This is a genomic window from Microbacterium sp. Root1433D1 (assembly GCF_001426835.1).
Classification (GTDB): Bacteria; Actinomycetota; Actinomycetes; order Actinomycetales; family Microbacteriaceae; genus Microbacterium; species Microbacterium maritypicum.
Genome location: NZ_LMFN01000001.1, coordinates 1079213 through 1095346, shown reverse-complemented (window position 1 = coordinate 1095346; position 16134 = coordinate 1079213). Strand labels below are relative to the sequence as shown.

Genomic DNA, 16134 nt, shown 5'->3' with positions numbered 1-16134 from the left:
CAGATCGAGATGGGACACCTCATGGCAAACCAGGACCAGAACACCCCCGCTCCGGCCGAGAAGGAGCTCGCTCAGGCTGCTCCGAAGGCTGCCGGCGCCTCCGCGTCGCGCGTCGACCGGTCGAGCGGATTCTCCGCTTCGCGCGTCCCCGCCGACGAGAACGCCGCGGGTAAGACGACCATCGCCGACGGCGTGGTGGCCAAGGTCGCCGGCATCGCCGCGCGTGAGGTCCCCGGCGTCTACGCGCTCGGCGGCGGCGGAGCCCGCGCCTTCGGCGCCATCCGCGACGTCATCAACGCCACCGACCTCGCTCAGGGCGTCAAGGTCGAGGTCGGCGACACGCAGGCCGCAGCCGACCTGACCATCGTCGTCGAGTACCCGGCACCCATCCAGGACGTCGCGAACAACGTCCGTGCTGCTGTCGCCGGTGCGATCAGCCGCCTGGTCGGCCTCGAGGTCGTCGAGGTCAACGTCGAGGTCAACGACGTGCACGTGCCCGGCGACGACAGCGACGACGAGGAGTCGCGCGTCTCATGAGCGCCACAACGGTCGGCGCCCTGATCGGCGCTCTGCTGGCCCTCGCTGCCCTGCTGTTCGGGTTCTGGGGGTTCCTCCTCATGGCCGTGTTCGCGGGCATCGGGGCGCTCGTGGGCCGAACCGCCTCCGGCAAGCTCGACGTCCGCGGTCTCGCAGACGTCTTCACCGGGCGGCGCACCTCCTGATGCGTGCCGACCAGCACATCGCCGGCGGCGACGCTCTCTCGGGAGTCGCCGCCGGCGGGGCCGCCCTCCGCGGTCGCGTCGAGGTGAAGGAGCGTGTCTATCGCACGGTCACCGAGAAGGCGTCCGCGACATTGATCGGGGTGCCTCGCAGCGACGTGAAGGTCGATGTCGCGGAGCACCCCAGGGGGATCACGGTGCGCATCGCCGCGCCTCTTCCCGTCCCCCGCCTGGATGACACGGCCGCGATCGCTCAGACCGTGCCTGTTCTCGAGCGGGCGCGGGATCTGCAGGAGCAGTTGCAGCAGCACCTGAGCGCGATCCTCGGACGCAACGTCATCCGCATCAACCTCACCGTCACCGGTGCCACCATCCCGGAAAGGAGACGAGTGCAATGAGCACCCCGGTTCTGCGCCGCGTCATCCGGCGCGAGACGCACTCGCCGCGGACCGTCGCGATGTTCGTCGCGGTGATCCTGCTCATCCTGGCCCTCGCATACATCGGGCTCGAGATCGTGTTGAGCCTCGCCGCGCAGCCCGCGCTCCTGCTCGGTCCGGCCGCAGCCGGAGGGTGGCTCATCGGGCTTCCCACCGCGCAGCCCGCCGGGCTCGTGATCGCCGGCAGCGTCGTCCTCGCCCTCATCGGCGTGATCTTCATCGTGCTGGCCATCACCCCGGGGCGGCTCTCGAAGCATGTCCTGGACGGGGGCGGACGGGCCGTGGTCGTGGACAACGGTGTGATCGCCAGCGCGCTGGCCCAGCACCTCGCAGAGGAGACCGGCCTCGCCCGCGACAGCATCACCGTCGGCGTCGGTCATCGCACCGTCGACGTGACCGTGCGCCCCGGCATCGGCATCCCGCTCGACAAGGCCGACGTGGCCTCGGCCGCCGAGGCGGAGCTGCAGACCTACCGGCTGGCCCACCGGGTCCGCACCCGGGTGCGCATCGAGCGACCCGCCGAGAAGGAGGACGAACTGTGAACAACACCAATCGTGCGTTGAATCGCACCCTGCTCCTGATCATCGGGGTGCTGTTCCTCGGGCTCGGCGCCCTCGGCATCGCCATCATGAGCTGGCCGACGGCGTCGGACATCTGGGCCGCAGGTGGCGAGGACGCGCAGTCCTGGCTCGACCAGGCGATCGCCGCGACCGCGATCGCCGGTGGCGGCCTGTCATGGATCGGCATCGGCGCTGTCGTGGCGATCGTGGTCGTCATCGTCCTGCTGATCCTCGCGCTCACGAGCATCGCGGGTCGCCGCTCGAAGACCGTGCTCCGCTCGACGGGAGCACAGAACCCTCTGGGCCGCGTGACCGTCAACGAATCGTTCGTCTCGGATGCGGTGAAGAACTCCCTCACCACTCGGGACGAGGTCCTCTCGGCGCAGGTCACGGCCAACGACGTGCGCCGCCGGCCGGTGCTGCACGTGTCGGTCACCCCGCGGCAGAACACCGATCCGCGCGAGCTCGTCGACCATGTCGACCGACTGCTCGCCAACCTCGCGGTCCTGACCGGCCGCGACACCGAGACGTTCGTCTCGGTCCACACGAGCCTTCGGGCCCGCCTCGCGCACGACCAGCGTCGACTCTCCTGAGCGCGCGGGTCGCCCCACCTCCGCAGAAAGCAGGCATCATGCGCAACAAGATCCTCCTCGTCGTCGGCGTCGCCTTCGTCGCGTACGTCCTCGGCAGTCGGTCGGCGACCGTGCAGATCAACAAGGGCGAGTCGGTGAGGCATCAGCTGGTGCGGATGTGGAACGACCCCAAGGCCAGGAAGCAGCGCCACAAGGCCGCCGAGAAGGCGGCCAATAAGGCGCGCAAGGCACTTCGCGGCTGACCGAGGCGCCGTCGCCTCAGACGACGTGCGTGTTCGGCAACGGGCTCACCGTCGGGCGGACGTAGGTGCGACGTCGGGCGGAGATGTCGGTGGGCCGGGCCGCACGCGGAACACCGCGGTCGACCGCGATCACCTCGAACTCCTGGATCTGCGCTGGCCGCACCGGGGTGAGGTGGATCATGCAGATCAGCTCGCCCCGCTCGGCGGGGATCGACCACGTGATGTCGGCCGGAGTCGCCGAGGAGACGATCTCCGGTGCTCCGGCATCCTGGCGCAGCGGACCCACCTGGGCGATGAGTTCATCGATCGCGGCGCGGCGCTGAGGAAGCGGACGATCGAAGTCGATGTTGTCGGCGAAGATCTCGGCGGCCGCATCGTCATCCCAGGAGCGGACCAGCGCGTCTGCTGCCGCCATCAGTCGCCGCGTCTCCGACCACGGCCGCACGGTCCGGGCGGGGGTGTCGTGCACGGCGAGGGCGCGGAACAGCGCATCCTCCGACAGAGCCACGGGGTTGCCCCGGTGGCTGTTGGTGAGCACGACCACGCCGGTACCGGAATCGGCGTGCCACACCATGTTCAGGATGAACCCGGGAAGACCGCCGCTGTGCGTGACGATCCGGCCGCGGTGCAGGTCTTCACGCACGAAGAGGCCGAGCGCGTAGCCGCCCGTGACGAACTTCCAGGTGCCATCGGGTCGCGCCTGGAGGGAGGGGATGTCGACCTGATGGATGCGCTGCAGCTCGCGCCGTGAGGCCCGGCTGACGACCGCGTCGCCATCGTCCGCACTGGCCGTGGCTGGTCGGGTGGCCGCGGCGAGGAAGCGCACCCAGACGCTCAGGTCGGTGATCGTCGACTGCATGCCTCCTGCCGCGGCCATGGCGTCGGACACGGCCGGAGGAAACCCCGCCCATTCGCCCTCGGTGTTCAGCGAGTAGCCGACCGCCCGGAGAGTGCCGCCCTCCGGGGCGCGATTGTCGAACCACGTGCTGTTCATCCCGAGCGGCCGCAGGATCTCGTCGGTGACCCAGTCCTCCACGCGCCGACCGACGGCCTTGCCCACCGCGAGCCCCGCCATCGTGAAGCCGATGTTCGAGTACTCGAAGGCGCTGCCGGGGTGGTTGCTGTAGTTGAAGCCCGGTCGGATCCGCTCGACGAGCTCCGCTTCGGACAGGCCCAGGAACGGGTCGACCCACGAGTTGTCCTCGGTGAGACCGCCGCCCATGCTGAGCAGCTGCCGCAGGGTCGGGGCGACAGTCGGCTCCTCGCCCACGGTGCCGTGCCACTGCGGATAGAAATCGGTGATGGGGGCGTCAAGGTCGAGGAGTCCGCGGTCGCGGGCGAGCAGCGCGCCGAGCGCCACGAAGCTCTTGGTCATCGACGCGATCGGGAAGACCGTGTCGGCGTCGGGGGCGTTGCCCTGGTCGTCGGCGGTCCCGAACCCCCGGGTGTGCTCGAGGCCGTCAGCCCCGACGAGTCCGTACACGAGCCCCGGCGACTGGCCCGCCGCCGTGTACTGGCCGAAGAAGGCATCGAGCTGATCGACGAGCGGCACCACGAGGGTTTCGCTGGACATGGAGACTCCCTTGTTCTGGGGCGGCAGGAACGCCGGTTCTTCTCCAGCCTGTCGTGCCCGGCGCACGAAGTCATGTCCGCGGGAACCGAGTGTCGCGACCGGATGTGTGCGGGGTCACGAAGGCGGCTGCGCGCTGTGGGGCCGGTGCCTCGGCGGCGCTTCTCTCCACGACGCCGCGGGGTTCACGGCGCACGCAGAGGCGCCGCGAACCCCGCGTCGGGCTCACGCCATCTGGGCGGCGTACTTGGCGGGGTCCGAGTCGAAGGCCGGACCGCACCCGGCGCAGCAGAAGTAGTATCGCTCGCCCTCGTGGTCACGGTAGAGGCCGGCGGCCTCCGCGGCCTTCTTGCTGACCGGGTTGCCGACCATGACCGGGCAGGTGGTGAGGTCATCGCCTGCTGTGCTGGTCAACAGGTTCTCGCGGCCGTTGCCTGCGGCGGCGGGGTTGATGGCGCTGGTGCTGCAACAGCTGGGAGCGGCCTCGGTGTTGTTCGTCATGCGGGATGGTTCCTTTCTCGAGTGCTTCTGGTGGAGGGAGATGGTGCGTGTCATCACTTGGCGATGCTCTTGAACCCGCGCAGGCGCAGGCTGTTGCCGACGACGAAGACGCTGGAAAGCGCCATCGCCGCGCCGGCGAGCATGGGGTTGAGCATTCCGAGTGCGGCGACGGGGATCGCCGCGACGTTGTAGGCGAAGGCCCAGAACAGGTTGGTCTTGATCGTTCCGAGTGTCTTTCGCGACAGCCGGATCGCGTCGACCGCGCTGCGCAGATCGCCGCGCACCAGGGTGATGTCGGATGCTTCGATCGCGACATCCGCGCCGGTACCCATCGCGAGTCCGAGATCGGCCTGTGCGAGCGCGGGGGCGTCGTTGACGCCGTCGCCGATCATCGCGACCACCTTGCCTTCGCGCTGCAATCGGGTGACGACATCGACCTTGTCCTTCGGGAGGACTTCGGCGATGACCTCCTCGATACCCACCTCGGCCGCGATCTGCCGGGCCACGGCCTCGTTGTCTCCGGTGAGCAGGATCGGGGTCAACCCGATCGCCTTGAACTGAGCGATCGCTTCGGCGCTGCTCGGCTTCACGGTGTCGGCCACGACGAGGATGCCTCGGGCCTGACCGTCCCACCCCACGGCGACGACGGTCTTGCCCTCGCTCTCGGCGCGGGCCTTCGTCGACGCGAGTTCACGGCTCAGCTGCTGCGACCACTCGGCGAGGAGCGAATCGCGGCCGACGAGCACGGCGTGGCCGTCGACGATTCCCTGTACTCCCTTGCCCTCGATGTTCGCGAAGTCCGAGGGGGTCGGCAGAGAACCGACCTCCTGGGTCGCCCCCTTGGCGATCGCCTGTGCGATGGGGTGCTCCGAGGCATCCTCCAGGGCGCCGGCCAGCCGCAGCAGTTCTGCACGATCTGTGCGGTCCTCTGTGAAAACGCCGACGAGTGTCATCTTGCCGGTGGTGACGGTGCCGGTCTTGTCCAGCACGACGGTGTCGACCTTGCGGGTGGACTCCAGAACCTCCGGGCCCTTGATGAGCACGCCCATCTGCGCGCCGCGACCAGTGCCGACCAGAAGCGCCGTGGGGGTCGCCAGACCGAGCGCGCACGGGCAAGCGATCACGAGCACGGCGACCGCCGCCGTGAACGCCGCGGTCACGGGGAATCCTGCCCCGAGCCAGCCGCCGAGGGCCACGAAGGCGATCACGATCACGATCGGCACGAACACCCCGGAGATCCGGTCGGCGAGGCGCTGCACCTCGGCCTTCCCGGTCTGGGCGTCCTCGACCAGCTGTGCCATCTGTGCCAGTTGCGTGTCCGAGCCGATTCGCGTCGCAAGGATCACGAGTCGGCCGCCGACGTTCGTCGTGGCACCGGTGACGGCGTCGCCCTCGGCCACCTCGACCGGGACGGCCTCTCCGGTGAGCATGGATGCGTCCACGGCCGAGGTGCCGGAGACGACCACGCCGTCGGTGGCGATCTTCTCCCCGGGGCGCACGATGAACTCGTCGCCCACCTGGAGATCCTCGACGGGGATCTTCGTCTCCACACCGCCACGCAGGACGGCGACCTCTTTCGCGCCGAGTTCGAGGAGAGCGCGCAGGGCCGCGCCGGCCTGCTTCTTCGACCGCTTCTCGAAGTACCGCCCGGCGAGGATGAACATGGTCACCCCTGCGCCCACCTCGAGGTAGATGTTCGCCGCCCCGTCGGACGGGGCCAGCGCGAACTCGAACGGGTGCGTCATGCCTGGCGTGCCCGCTGTGCCGAAGAACAGTGCGTACAACGACCACAGGAACGCGGCCGAGGTGCCCATCGAGATGAGCGTGTCCATCGTGGCGGCGCCGTGCTTCAGGTTGGTCCATGCGGCCTTATGGAAGGGCCATGCCGCCCAGAGGATCACAGGAGCAGCCAGCGCGAGCGAGGCCCACTGCCAGTACGTGAACTGCAGCGCGGGGATCATCGCCATCGCGATCACGGGCACGGTCAGCACGATCGCGCCGATCAGCCGGTTGCGCAGTGACCGCAACTCAGGATCCGCGTCGTCGGCGTCACCGGCGGCCGCCCCGTCGTTCCTCTTTCCCTTCGGGGCGGGCAGGGCCGCGGAGTACCCCGTCTTCTCCACCTCGGCGATCAGCACCGCAGGGTCGTAGCCGTCAGGGACCGTGATCTTCGCCTTCTCGGTCGCGTAGTTCACGGTCGCCACGACACCCTCGAGCTTGTTCAGCTTCTTCTCGATCCGCATCGCGCACGACGCGCAGGTCATCCCGCCGATCTCCAACTCGACGCCTGACCCCATGCTCGGAGGTGCTGATGTACTCATGTGCTTTTCCTTCTGTCGGCTGTGTGTGCGGGCAGCAGCGCGGAGCTGCCGCAGGGCGATGCTCGTCGCTCAGTGCCCGTCGTCGTGGGAGTCGACGTCGGACGCGGCCGGGTCAACCCCCGGAGCGGCGTCGACCACGAACTCGGCGGTGTGCACCTGTCCGTCGACCTGGAAATCGAGGTACAGGAAGTACCGGCCGGCGGTCGGCGCCTCGGCGGCGAACTCGATCTCGGGCCCTGAGGTCTCGCCGACCTCAGGCTCTTCCCCCTTGGCGTGCACGTGCAGGTAGGCGAGGTCGCCCTCGCGCAATGCGACGAGGTGGCCGAAAGCCCCCAGGTAGGGCTCCAGAGCGGTGACGGGCTTGCCGTCTCGCGTCACGGTGAGGGTGAGGTCTTTCGCTGATCCCGCCGTGAGGTCGCCGTCGAGCGAGACCGTGAAGTCGCCGACCTGTGCGGTCTGCGTCGGCTGCGGCGCCACCGGGGTGAACTCGCCCGCCACCTGGACCGTGCGCGTGAGAGTGAGCGAAGGGGCATCCGTGCCGGCGGGGGTGAAGTCCGCGAAGACGCGATAGGTCCCGGCTTCCGTCCATTCCCACGGCAGTGACCACATGCCCGTGCTCTCATCCAGCGTCGGGTGGACGTGACGGAACAGGCTCCCGTCCGAGCGCACCACGATCAGGTGCAGGTCCTTGTCATGCGCGGTCGTGTAGTCCGTGACCGGGGTGCCTGCGGCGTCGAGGATCTGGAACTGCAGCTCGCCGGAGGTTGCGACGGCTCCCGGCGCCTCGACCGGCGACAGGACGTATCCTTCCAGGCCGAGCGAAAGGCCTTTCAGGCTGTCCGCAGCGACATTCGCGGACTCCTCCGCGGCCGTCGTGGCGGCATCGTGGCCGCCGTCGTGACTGTTCATCTCCGTACCTTCCTTCCACTCGCTGACAACGCTCGGGGGAACGATGGCGCTGGCGAGGCCGAAGGCCCCACCGAACGCCACCACCACGCCGATCCCGTAGATCGTGAGGCGCGCCCCGGCGTTCATACCGTCCGCACCGCCGAGTACCCCGCCTCCGCGACGGCAGCCAGAATCTGCGCATCGTCGAGGGAACCGGAGCCGGTGACGACGAGCGTGCCCGTCTGTGCGCTCACCTGGATGTCTTCGACACCCGGGACTTCGGAGACCTCTTCGCGGATCGACATCTCGCAGTGTCCGCAGGTCATGCCGGTCACCTGGAACTCGTTCGTGGTCATCGCGTTTCCTCTTCTCGTGACTAGTACCCGTATGGGGTACTAGTCATAACCGTATACCCCGGTGGGGTATTCCTTCAACCGGCCGGACGCCGGTCTCGGCGGGTGGGCCGCGTTGATGGCCGTGAAGGGCGACGGCACGAACGTGGGCGACATGCCGAGGGGCGGCGGGCAGCGATGCGGGAAGAGCGTCCTCGACATGGTTGCCGTCGGGCCGCCCGAGCGCGAGCCAGGCCAATCCGGCTGCCAGCAGCAAGAGGCCGCTGACGACTAGCGACTTCGCTCCGAACCGCTCCTGGAGTCGCGGAACCTGACGATCGGAAAGGCCATCGCCGAACTGAAGTTCGTGTTCTGGCAGAGCGCTTGGCGCATTCAGGGCCATGATCCCCGATCCCGTGGTGTCGGGCTGGATCCGGGCGACGCCAGTACATAACAGGATCAGAGCGTGTCGAGGTCATCGTTGCCGACACCGCCCTGCGGAGTGTTCGGGAATTGGTTGAGGTTGGCGGCGAGCACATCGTTCGTCGTCGTGGGCCCGCCGACGAATCCGTACAGCCGGCGTTCATCAGCATGGGCTCATTGTCGGAGTCGTATCCGATGCTGGAGTAGTCGCTTCCTCCTCCCGCCCAACTCGACGGCGAAACACGGGGAGCCGAACGGAGAGCGGGCATGTTGAAGTAGTAGTCGAGCCGCCGGATGAAACCGTCGCGGCCGCCCATCACCTCTTGAAGCCCTTTCAGGGCAACAGAACCGGTGGCAATTCAAACGGCTGTATCGGCGCCGGCAACAACAACGCCTGAGTTGAGCTCCCCGCCGGTCCGCTCGTGGTGCACCGCCAGGGCGGGCTGCGCGGGCACATCGCGAACCGCATGCTCCTCCAGCACGGTCGGGACATGCGCAACCTCGATGGCGGGTACCGCACGCGGTCGGCCGGGGTGAGGGACGATCGGCCAGGAGCTTTCGCGTAATGAAATGCGGATGCGCCGGTCTCGTATGTAGCGGCAGAGTTCCCTCCTGCCGTCAGAGCCACGCGGCTCGTCGCCGGCGCCGATACGACGGGGCCCGCTCAGCACGGAGCCAGAGGAGACGCTCATGATTGATTGCCTTGCGAACACCGGTCCGCGGGACCTCGCCCCGCTCATGATCCTCGCGATCGGCCTGCTGATTCTAGGAGGGGCTGCTCTCCTGTATCCGCTGATGCGGAAGAAGAGGCCGTTTGTCGCAGGTGCTCTCCTCATCGGTGCCATCGCGGTTGTCGGCATGTCCTCCCTGTCGCCGTCTTCTGCGTCTGCGGCGACCGTCGAGACTGAGCAGTGCGATGAGGGCACAGCAGAGCAGCCGATCGCCCCCGTCACCAGCTCCCCCATGGCGACTCCCACCCCCACGGTGACGCCGGAGCCCGTCGGGTTCGTGGATGCCCGTGTCGCCGTGACGCCCTCGAACTTCGTCAACGGAAACGCGGGCTCGATGGTCCTAGCCATCGACAACGGCCCGTCTGCGACGTCCGCAGTGCCGGCGGGCTCGACCGTCCAGATCACCACGAGCTTCGTCGGCGGCGACCTCGTGATCTCCTCGATCGATGCGAATCTCAGCTGCCCGACGGTGTCTGCCGGTCAGGTGGTGCCTGCCGTCGCGCTCAACCCCAGCCCGTACTACTCGACGGACTTCTCTTTCACGTGCACCGTGATCGCACCGCTCACGATCGGGGCGAGCAACGCCATCGTCCTGGACGCCGTGGCGGCACCCGTGCCTGACGCGGTGAACCCGCTGCCGTACGTGTCGACGACCACGATCTCCGTCAGCGTCCCCGCTCCCGCTGTGGACGTCGACAGCGCCAATGACCTCGCGACCTACATCGGCTCGCAGGTGTGATCCGAGAACTTCGCGTGGAGTGCCCTCGAACCTCGCGGTCGCGGAGTGCGATACCGGATCCCGGCTCATTGCTGAAGCCGGGATCCGGCTGGATCGCCCCTGCATGAGGAGTCGAAGTGAATAGATTTCGTACACGGATGGCCGCCACTGCCGCAACAGCGCTGATGCTCGGCGGGATGACCGCCACCCTGGCGGCATCCGCCGCGTTCGCCGCGCCGGCCGTGTCGTGGGAAGCTCAGACCAACAGTTGCTTCTTCTCCTGGCAGGACACTGATCCCGCAACGGGTATCGCATATGCGATTGTTGAGAACAATGACCCGTCGCACCTGTGTCACTTGCAGGTCACAGCACGAGCGACCGGTGCACTCATCGCTGAAGTCGTCGCGACGAATACTCCAGCCGTCGTTTACATCGCTGCCGCCGGCCGGTACGACTACGCGCTCTTCGATGACACCGTCGGCTCGGGCGCACTGGGCGCCATCGCCTTCACAGGCACCCCGGCCGTGCCTGCGATGCCGAGCGGCACGGTCACGACGAACGGATGCGTTGTAGGGCTTCAGCAGCGCAGTGTCGTCGGCCACCTCGCCACCTACGCGTCTGGTTTCAACGTGCAGCAGAACTCCGCAGGCGTCGCCTGCACTCATACCGTCACCAGTTCTCCGGCGATCGCCTCGGCATACTCGGCGGCGATCACGACGAACATGGTTCAGATCGCCGTTCCGGACCCCTTCGGTCTGAATCTGACCAAGTCCATGGTGGACGAGGCGGGCACAGCCATCACGACCGCGAACGAGGGCGACATCGTCACGTACGTCTTTGCGGTCGACAACACGAGCTTCATGCCCCTAGAGTTCAGCGTTCAGGATCCGCTGCCCGGGTTGAGCAGCGTGAGCTGCCCCGCCAACACCGTCGACGCGAACTCGAGGGTGACATGCACCGCCACCTACGTCGTGTCAGCCGCTGACGCGTCTGTGGGCGCTGTGTCGAACACGGCGACCGTGCACGGTATCGACACGGTGCGCCCGAACGCCACCGGTGCCGCCATCCCGGATTCGTCTTCTTCTGCGCGCGTGACCGTCGCGTCCGCCTCTGTGATTCCGGCGGTTGTCCCCTCCGCGGCCCCTACCCCCCCAAGCATGCTTGCCGCCACGGATATCGGCACCCTCAGCAATACTGTGACCGGAACCGCGATCGACCCTCAAAGTGGTTCGCTAATAGGCACCGACTCCGTTGATGTCCTCGTGACCGCAGCCGCAGAGCCAGTGCACGGGGGCAGCGCCTCGTTGGCGATCACCGGAGGCACGGGGGTGTCCTTCGCGATCGTCGCGGCGGCAGTGGGCAGCATCCTCACGCTCGCCGGCGGGATGTACCTGATCGGGTCGCGTCGCCGACGCGCATCCTGAGAAATCTGCGCGGGGACCGACAGATTCTCTCCGGACATCCGTTGGTACTCATAGCCCGTCTCCCCGGGCTGACCGTGACCTTCCCGTCACGCGGTGCACAGCACCTCCCCTGGGGGGCACTCCCCACGTGCCCCCTTCAACCCCTCCCCGAGCGCCGCCCCTCCATGCCCGTGGCAGTATTCGGGCAGTGGCGTAATGGATTGCGGATCTCTGCGTCTCTTCATTAGAGGGGTTAGCGCACCCTGACCGGTCCGCAGGCACCCGATCGTCCAGCTCTCGTCCCGAGAGCGCTACCCCGAATGGAAACATCATGGAAGACTGCACGGCCGTCCTCGCCGAGACTGGCGCCGATGGAAGGCTCCTCATCGTAGGAGTGCTCTTGCTTGCTGCGGGGGCGGTGGCCTTCTTCATCGCACGTCGACCCAAGCGTGCCGCCCTCATGGTGTCTGGGCTTGTCCTCGCTATGGTCGCTGCTACGGGGATCGCCGCCCCCACCGTCGCGTCCGCGGCTGATGGCTGTTCCCCGAACGTGGTCAGCGCGCCTCCGGCGCCGGTTACTCCGGTTGCTCCGACACCTCCGGTCGAACCGATCCCGGTCGACCCGACCCCGGTCACTCCCGCATGCCCCGCAGACGGCGAGCTTTCCTCGCTCCCTGCCGGTCAGTCCATCGTCTGGGTGGCAACCCACGCTGAGGACCCCACTGCGGTCCCCGGCGTCACCTTCGGGGACACCGTCATGGTGTTCCAGGACGGTATCAGCGGGTACACGTGGCATATCGCTTCAGACTCCGGTACTGCTTCTCCAGACTGTGGCGGCATGCCGCTCACCAACGGGGCATGCACGACGTTCCCCGCCACCATCTCCTACACCAACTACGTCTGGCAGGAACCCGGACAGTGGGCACCCAACGGAACTGGTGGCAATTCAGACGGCTGTATCGGCGGCGGCAACAACAACGCCTGAGATGAGCGCACCCGGCGCCTGAACGGGGGAGAACCTCCGGGCTTTAAAGCGTGTCCCTGGACGGTAGTCGCTGAGGATGCGTGCACCTGGGCGGCCGTCGTCTTTGATGATCGGTTCAGGCTGACGGGCCGGGTAAAGGTAGCCGGTGAGCCGGTAGTATCCGAGTTCCTCGCGAAGCAGGGTAGCTGTCGTGGTGTCCTCGACGAGGAGTCCTCTGCACTGCAGCTGAGCGATCTGCTGCCCGGTCGACAAAGCCACCTCGCCCCGTCAGGCTGGTCGCCGCGGGCTAGTCCAGGCACATGAGGGTCCACTCGTCATAGATACCGGCGAGCCGGTGCACGGAGTCGGGGTGCTCGATCCAGCGGCTGCACCACCGCCCGGATTTCACTAGCCCGATCGTGCCGGTGAGGTAGTCCTGGAATGTCCCCTCAACCCACTCCACGACCTCAGGCGGCGCGGCGGTGCGAGGAACACTCCATGCGAGCAAAGAGACCGACGATTCTTCTTCGTCGTCCTCGTAACCGGTGTGCTCTTCGCCGCGTGCAGAGTCTCCACGGCGACGTCGAGCTTTCGCCGCGAGGTGGGTGACCTCGTGGTGGGCTTCTTCGTGCCGCCGTGCTGCGCGTGCTTGTGTGCGGGTCCTCTTGACGAGTTCGCGTTGCGCGGCCGCGACCTGCCAGGGCAGTTCGCGTCGTCGCTCGTGTAGTCACCGACTTTCGCTTCCGCGATGGTGATGTCGTAATTCGAGGAAGAGGCAGTCGGAACGATGCGACCGGGTCCCGCGGAACGGCCCTCTCCCCTGGGGATCGTCTTCGTTCCGGTCTCCGTCCACTGCCGTGGGATCATCGAGACCTGTTCCCCACGTGGTCTCGATGGTCCCACGTTCTTGCGTGGGAATTCCTCCTGATTCCTGCAGGCGTGTCTACGCGGCCTTCTCGCGCACGGCCGGCCGTGTGAGCCGCGGGATCAGGGAGGGCGTGTTCTCGCGGTAGGCGATGTAGTCGGCGCGATCGCCCCACTTCTTCTCGGCGCGCGCCTCCAGCAGCGGGATGCCGCTGACCCGGGTGAGCAACAGGATCACGAACAGCGGCGAGAGGAGTGCGACCCACTGCCATCCGGCGAGCACCGGGGCGGCGGTGACGAACACGCCCACCCAGATGACGATCTCGCCGAAGTAGTTCGGGTGGCGCGACCGCGACCACAGGCCGGTGCGGATGAACTCGTCCCGGTTCTGCGGGTCTGCGCGGAACGCCGACTTCTGCGCGTCGGCGACGATCTCGATCGCCATGCCGGCGACCCACACGATGATGCCCACGACGGTCAGCCACCCGATGGGGGCGCGGGCACCGGCATCCGTGCTGATCGCGATCCAGGCGGCGGCCGCGGTCAGCGACACCCACGCGCCCTGGATCACCCACACCTGGAGAAAGCGCAGCGGGGAGCCCTTGATCTCGTCGAAACGACCGTCTGATCCGGCCTTGTGCACGCGCAGGGCCAGGAAGGATCCGAGGCGGGCGGCCCACAGCATCACCATCGCCGCGAGGATCCAGCTGCGCGCGTCGGGCAGGGGCGACAGGAGGACGAGTGCTGCGGAGATCACGAGGAAGGTGAGGCTGCCGGTGAGATCGAAGAACCGCTCGGTCTGCAGGATCATCGCGGGGATGAAGGCGATGACCTGGATCGCGAAGGCCGCGGCGACGGCCAGGGCGAACAGCGGGATGCCGCCGAGCGTCGCACTGTTCTGGCTGCCGGCGAGCGCGACGAGCGCGCCGATCACGAGCGCGGCGATGATCGCGATGAGTGAGGAGCGGGAGGACTTGGGGGCTGTGGGTGCCGGGGAGGACATGGCGTGCTTTCTGTTTCTCAGAGGTACAGGTCTTCGACGGTGACGGCTGCGCGATCCAGCACGACGTTCCGCTTGAGTTTCATGGTCGGTGTGACGAGCCCGCGGTCGTCGAGGTCGGCGAAGACCACGCTGAACCGGCGGACCTGCTCGCTGCGAGCCACGAGGGCGTTGGCGGCGTCGACGGCGCGCTGCAGGTGGGCGCGCAGCGCCGGGTCGTTCACCGCACGGATGTCGGACGGCGCGGCCAGGGGGATGCTGGTGCCTTCCGCGGCGGCCCACGCCCTGGCCTGCTCCGGGTCGAGGACGAGCAGCGCGGAGAGGTACGGCTTGCCCTCGCCGACCATCACCGCGTGCGAGACGAGCGGATTCGCTTCGACCGCGCTCTCCCAGCGGGTCGGCACGATCGTCTTGCCGTTCGACGTCACGATCACGTCCTTGAGCCGGCCTTCGAGGATCAGCCTGCCCTGCTCGTCGAGTCGCCCGAGATCGCCGGTGCGGAAGAAGCCGTCGACGAAGGCGCCCTCGTCGTGGGCCGGGTTGCGATAGCCGCTGAAGACGCCGAGGCCGCGGGCCAGAACTTCGCCCTCATCGCTGATGCGAACGGTGAGCCCCGGCAGGGGCGAGCCGACGCTGCCCGAGGCGATGCGACCGGGCAGGTTGCCGGTGAGCGGCGCCGTCGTCTCGGTGAGGCCGTAGCCCTCGATGACGGGGACCCCGATGCCGCGGAAGAAGAGCGAGAGCTCGGTGTCGAGGGCCGCTCCGCCCGACAGGATGTACCCGACCCTCCCACCCATCACGGTGCGAAGACGCCGGTAGAAGAGGGCGTCGAAGACGCGGTGGCGCACGCGGAGGCTGCGGTTCCTGGCGATGCGCCTGCCGGCGTCGATCCGCTCGGCGCGGCGGCCCCACGCGATGGCCGTGGCCTCGGCCTTCGCCCAGACTCCCGCGAGGCCCTTGTCGGCGGCTTTGCCCGCGGCGGCCGCCTGGATCTTCTGCAGCACCCGCGGCACGACGACCAGGAAGGTCGGGCGCAGGGTGTCGAGGGTGGTGACGACCGTCGACGGGTCGGACAGGTGCGCGATGCGCATGCCGCTGGCCAGGCAGATCAGCTGAAGCCCGCGCGCCAGCACATGGGCGAGGGGCAGGAAGATGACGGTGTTGCCGTCTTCGTTCACGATCTCGCTGTACGCGGCGGCGATGTTGAGCACCTGACCGAGGAAGTTCCGGTGGGTGAGCACGACGCCCTTGGGTTCGCCCGTGGTGCCCGACGTGTAGACGATCGTCGCAGGATCGTCCTGGGTGGCGGTCGTTCTGCGAGCCTCGACGTCCTCGTCGGTGACGCCGACACCGCCCGCGACCAGATCGGCAAGGGTGCCGGTCGTCTCGGCATCCATCGTCCACGCGCCGAGCGTGACGGCGTTCGAGTCCGCGAGCGCCTCCTGTAGGAGCGCCGTGTGCTCCGCGGTGCCGCCGATCGCCAGACGCACACCGGCATCCGCGACGATGGCGTTCACCTGCGACGGCGAGGAGGTCTCGTAGATCGGCACGACGACGGCACCGGCGAACCAGGCCGCGAGGTCGGCGACGGCCCACTCGTAGCGCGTGGGCGCCATGATCGCGATCGGGTCGCCTGCCTGGATGCCCTGGGCCATGAAGCCCTTCGCCAGAGCGCGCACCTCGTCTTCGAAACCACGCGTCGTGATCGGTCGCCACGAGCCGGTCGACGGGTCTTCGACCTCGAATGCCACGTGACCGGGGGCGGCGGAGGCCCGCGCAACGAGCAGGTCGGTGACGTTGCGGTAGCCGTCGAGGGCGGCAAGCGGCGGGGTCGATGACTCGAGCATCGGGGCTCCTCTCGGTCGTGC

General features: G+C 68.0%; 17 protein-coding genes. 9 read left to right on the top strand and 8 right to left on the bottom strand.

Annotated elements, in window-relative coordinates:
- Window positions 1-21: 21 nt before the first annotated feature.
- From ASD13_RS05285 to ASD13_RS05260, 6 genes are read left to right on the top strand one after another with little or no spacing between them, the layout of a single operon-like run.
- The gene (locus tag ASD13_RS05285) at window positions 22-537 is read left to right on the top strand and encodes an Asp23/Gls24 family envelope stress response protein (protein ID WP_055866421.1); all 516 of its coding nucleotides are present in this window, start codon (window positions 22-24) and stop codon (window positions 535-537) included.
- A complete protein-coding gene (locus tag ASD13_RS05280; RefSeq protein WP_055866419.1) occupies window positions 534-722 on the top strand; it encodes a DUF2273 domain-containing protein in 189 nt (62 codons plus the stop codon). The genes ASD13_RS05285 and ASD13_RS05280 overlap by 4 nt, the downstream gene beginning before the upstream one ends.
- Complete coding sequence (locus tag ASD13_RS05275; RefSeq protein ID WP_055866416.1) at window positions 722-1117, top strand: hypothetical protein; 396 nt, start codon at window positions 722-724, stop codon at window positions 1115-1117. The genes ASD13_RS05280 and ASD13_RS05275 overlap by 1 nt, the downstream gene beginning before the upstream one ends.
- Window positions 1114-1698, top strand: a complete 585-nt coding sequence (locus tag ASD13_RS05270; protein WP_055866414.1) for a DUF6286 domain-containing protein — start codon at window positions 1114-1116, stop codon at window positions 1696-1698. The genes ASD13_RS05275 and ASD13_RS05270 overlap by 4 nt, the downstream gene beginning before the upstream one ends.
- Entirely contained in the window at window positions 1695-2309 is a 615-nt protein-coding gene (locus ASD13_RS05265) for a hypothetical protein (protein ID WP_055866412.1), read from the top strand. Before ASD13_RS05270 ends, ASD13_RS05265 begins: the two co-directional genes overlap by 4 nt.
- A gap of 38 nt (window positions 2310-2347) precedes the next feature.
- Window positions 2348-2551, top strand: a complete 204-nt coding sequence (locus ASD13_RS05260) for a hypothetical protein (protein ID WP_055866411.1) — start codon at window positions 2348-2350, stop codon at window positions 2549-2551.
- A 16-nt stretch (window positions 2552-2567) separates the two neighbouring features.
- Here ASD13_RS05260 and ASD13_RS05255 read toward each other — a convergent pair whose 3' ends face one another.
- The 5 genes from ASD13_RS05255 to ASD13_RS05235 all read right to left on the bottom strand — a co-directional run bounded on the left by ASD13_RS05255 (window position 2568) and on the right by ASD13_RS05235 (window position 8187).
- On the bottom strand, window positions 2568-4124 hold the full coding sequence (locus ASD13_RS05255; protein WP_055866410.1) for a serine hydrolase domain-containing protein: 1557 nt from the start codon (window positions 4122-4124) through the stop codon (window positions 2568-2570).
- Window positions 4125-4346: 222 nt separating this feature from the next.
- Window positions 4347-4622: a YHS domain-containing protein gene (locus ASD13_RS05250; protein ID WP_055866407.1), complete on the bottom strand. Its 276-nt coding sequence runs from the start codon at window positions 4620-4622 to the stop codon at window positions 4347-4349.
- Window positions 4623-4675: 53 nt separating this feature from the next.
- On the bottom strand, window positions 4676-6943 hold the full coding sequence (locus ASD13_RS05245; RefSeq protein WP_055866406.1) for a heavy metal translocating P-type ATPase: 2268 nt from the start codon (window positions 6941-6943) through the stop codon (window positions 4676-4678).
- A gap of 69 nt (window positions 6944-7012) precedes the next feature.
- Window positions 7013-7978 (bottom strand): hypothetical protein, encoded by a 966-nt coding sequence (locus ASD13_RS05240; protein ID WP_055866404.1) that lies wholly within the window; start codon window positions 7976-7978, stop codon window positions 7013-7015.
- Window positions 7975-8187, bottom strand: coding sequence for a heavy-metal-associated domain-containing protein (locus ASD13_RS05235; protein ID WP_055866402.1), 213 nt, complete (start codon window positions 8185-8187; stop codon window positions 7975-7977). Before ASD13_RS05235 ends, ASD13_RS05240 begins: the two co-directional genes overlap by 4 nt.
- A 1089-nt stretch (window positions 8188-9276) precedes the next feature.
- On the opposite strand from ASD13_RS05235, the gene ASD13_RS05225 reads away from it, so the two are divergent.
- The 3 genes from ASD13_RS05225 (at window position 9277) to ASD13_RS05215 (ending at window position 12423) form a co-directional block, all read left to right on the top strand.
- Complete coding sequence (locus tag ASD13_RS05225; RefSeq protein ID WP_055866395.1) at window positions 9277-10056, top strand: hypothetical protein; 780 nt, start codon at window positions 9277-9279, stop codon at window positions 10054-10056.
- 137 nt (window positions 10057-10193) lie between these two features.
- Window positions 10194-11459 carry a DUF7507 domain-containing protein gene (locus ASD13_RS05220; RefSeq protein WP_055866393.1) on the top strand — a complete coding sequence of 422 codons (1266 nt, stop codon included), beginning with the start codon at window positions 10194-10196 and terminating at the stop codon, window positions 11457-11459.
- Between the two features lie 310 nt (window positions 11460-11769).
- Window positions 11770-12423, top strand: coding sequence for a hypothetical protein (locus ASD13_RS05215; protein WP_055866391.1), 654 nt, complete (start codon window positions 11770-11772; stop codon window positions 12421-12423).
- Window positions 12424-12709: 286 nt separating this feature from the next.
- Here ASD13_RS05215 and ASD13_RS17780 read toward each other — a convergent pair whose 3' ends face one another.
- The 3 genes from ASD13_RS17780 to ASD13_RS05200 all read right to left on the bottom strand — a co-directional run bounded on the left by ASD13_RS17780 (window position 12710) and on the right by ASD13_RS05200 (window position 16113).
- The gene (locus ASD13_RS17780; protein WP_162246279.1) at window positions 12710-12865 is read right to left on the bottom strand and encodes a DUF4913 domain-containing protein; all 156 of its coding nucleotides are present in this window, start codon (window positions 12863-12865) and stop codon (window positions 12710-12712) included.
- A 480-nt stretch (window positions 12866-13345) separates the two neighbouring features.
- Window positions 13346-14269 (bottom strand): DUF1295 domain-containing protein, encoded by a 924-nt coding sequence (locus ASD13_RS05205; RefSeq protein WP_055866386.1) that lies wholly within the window; start codon window positions 14267-14269, stop codon window positions 13346-13348.
- Between the two features lie 17 nt (window positions 14270-14286).
- A complete protein-coding gene (locus ASD13_RS05200) occupies window positions 14287-16113 on the bottom strand; it encodes an AMP-dependent synthetase/ligase (protein WP_055866383.1) in 1827 nt (608 codons plus the stop codon).
- Window positions 16114-16134 lie beyond the last annotated feature (21 nt).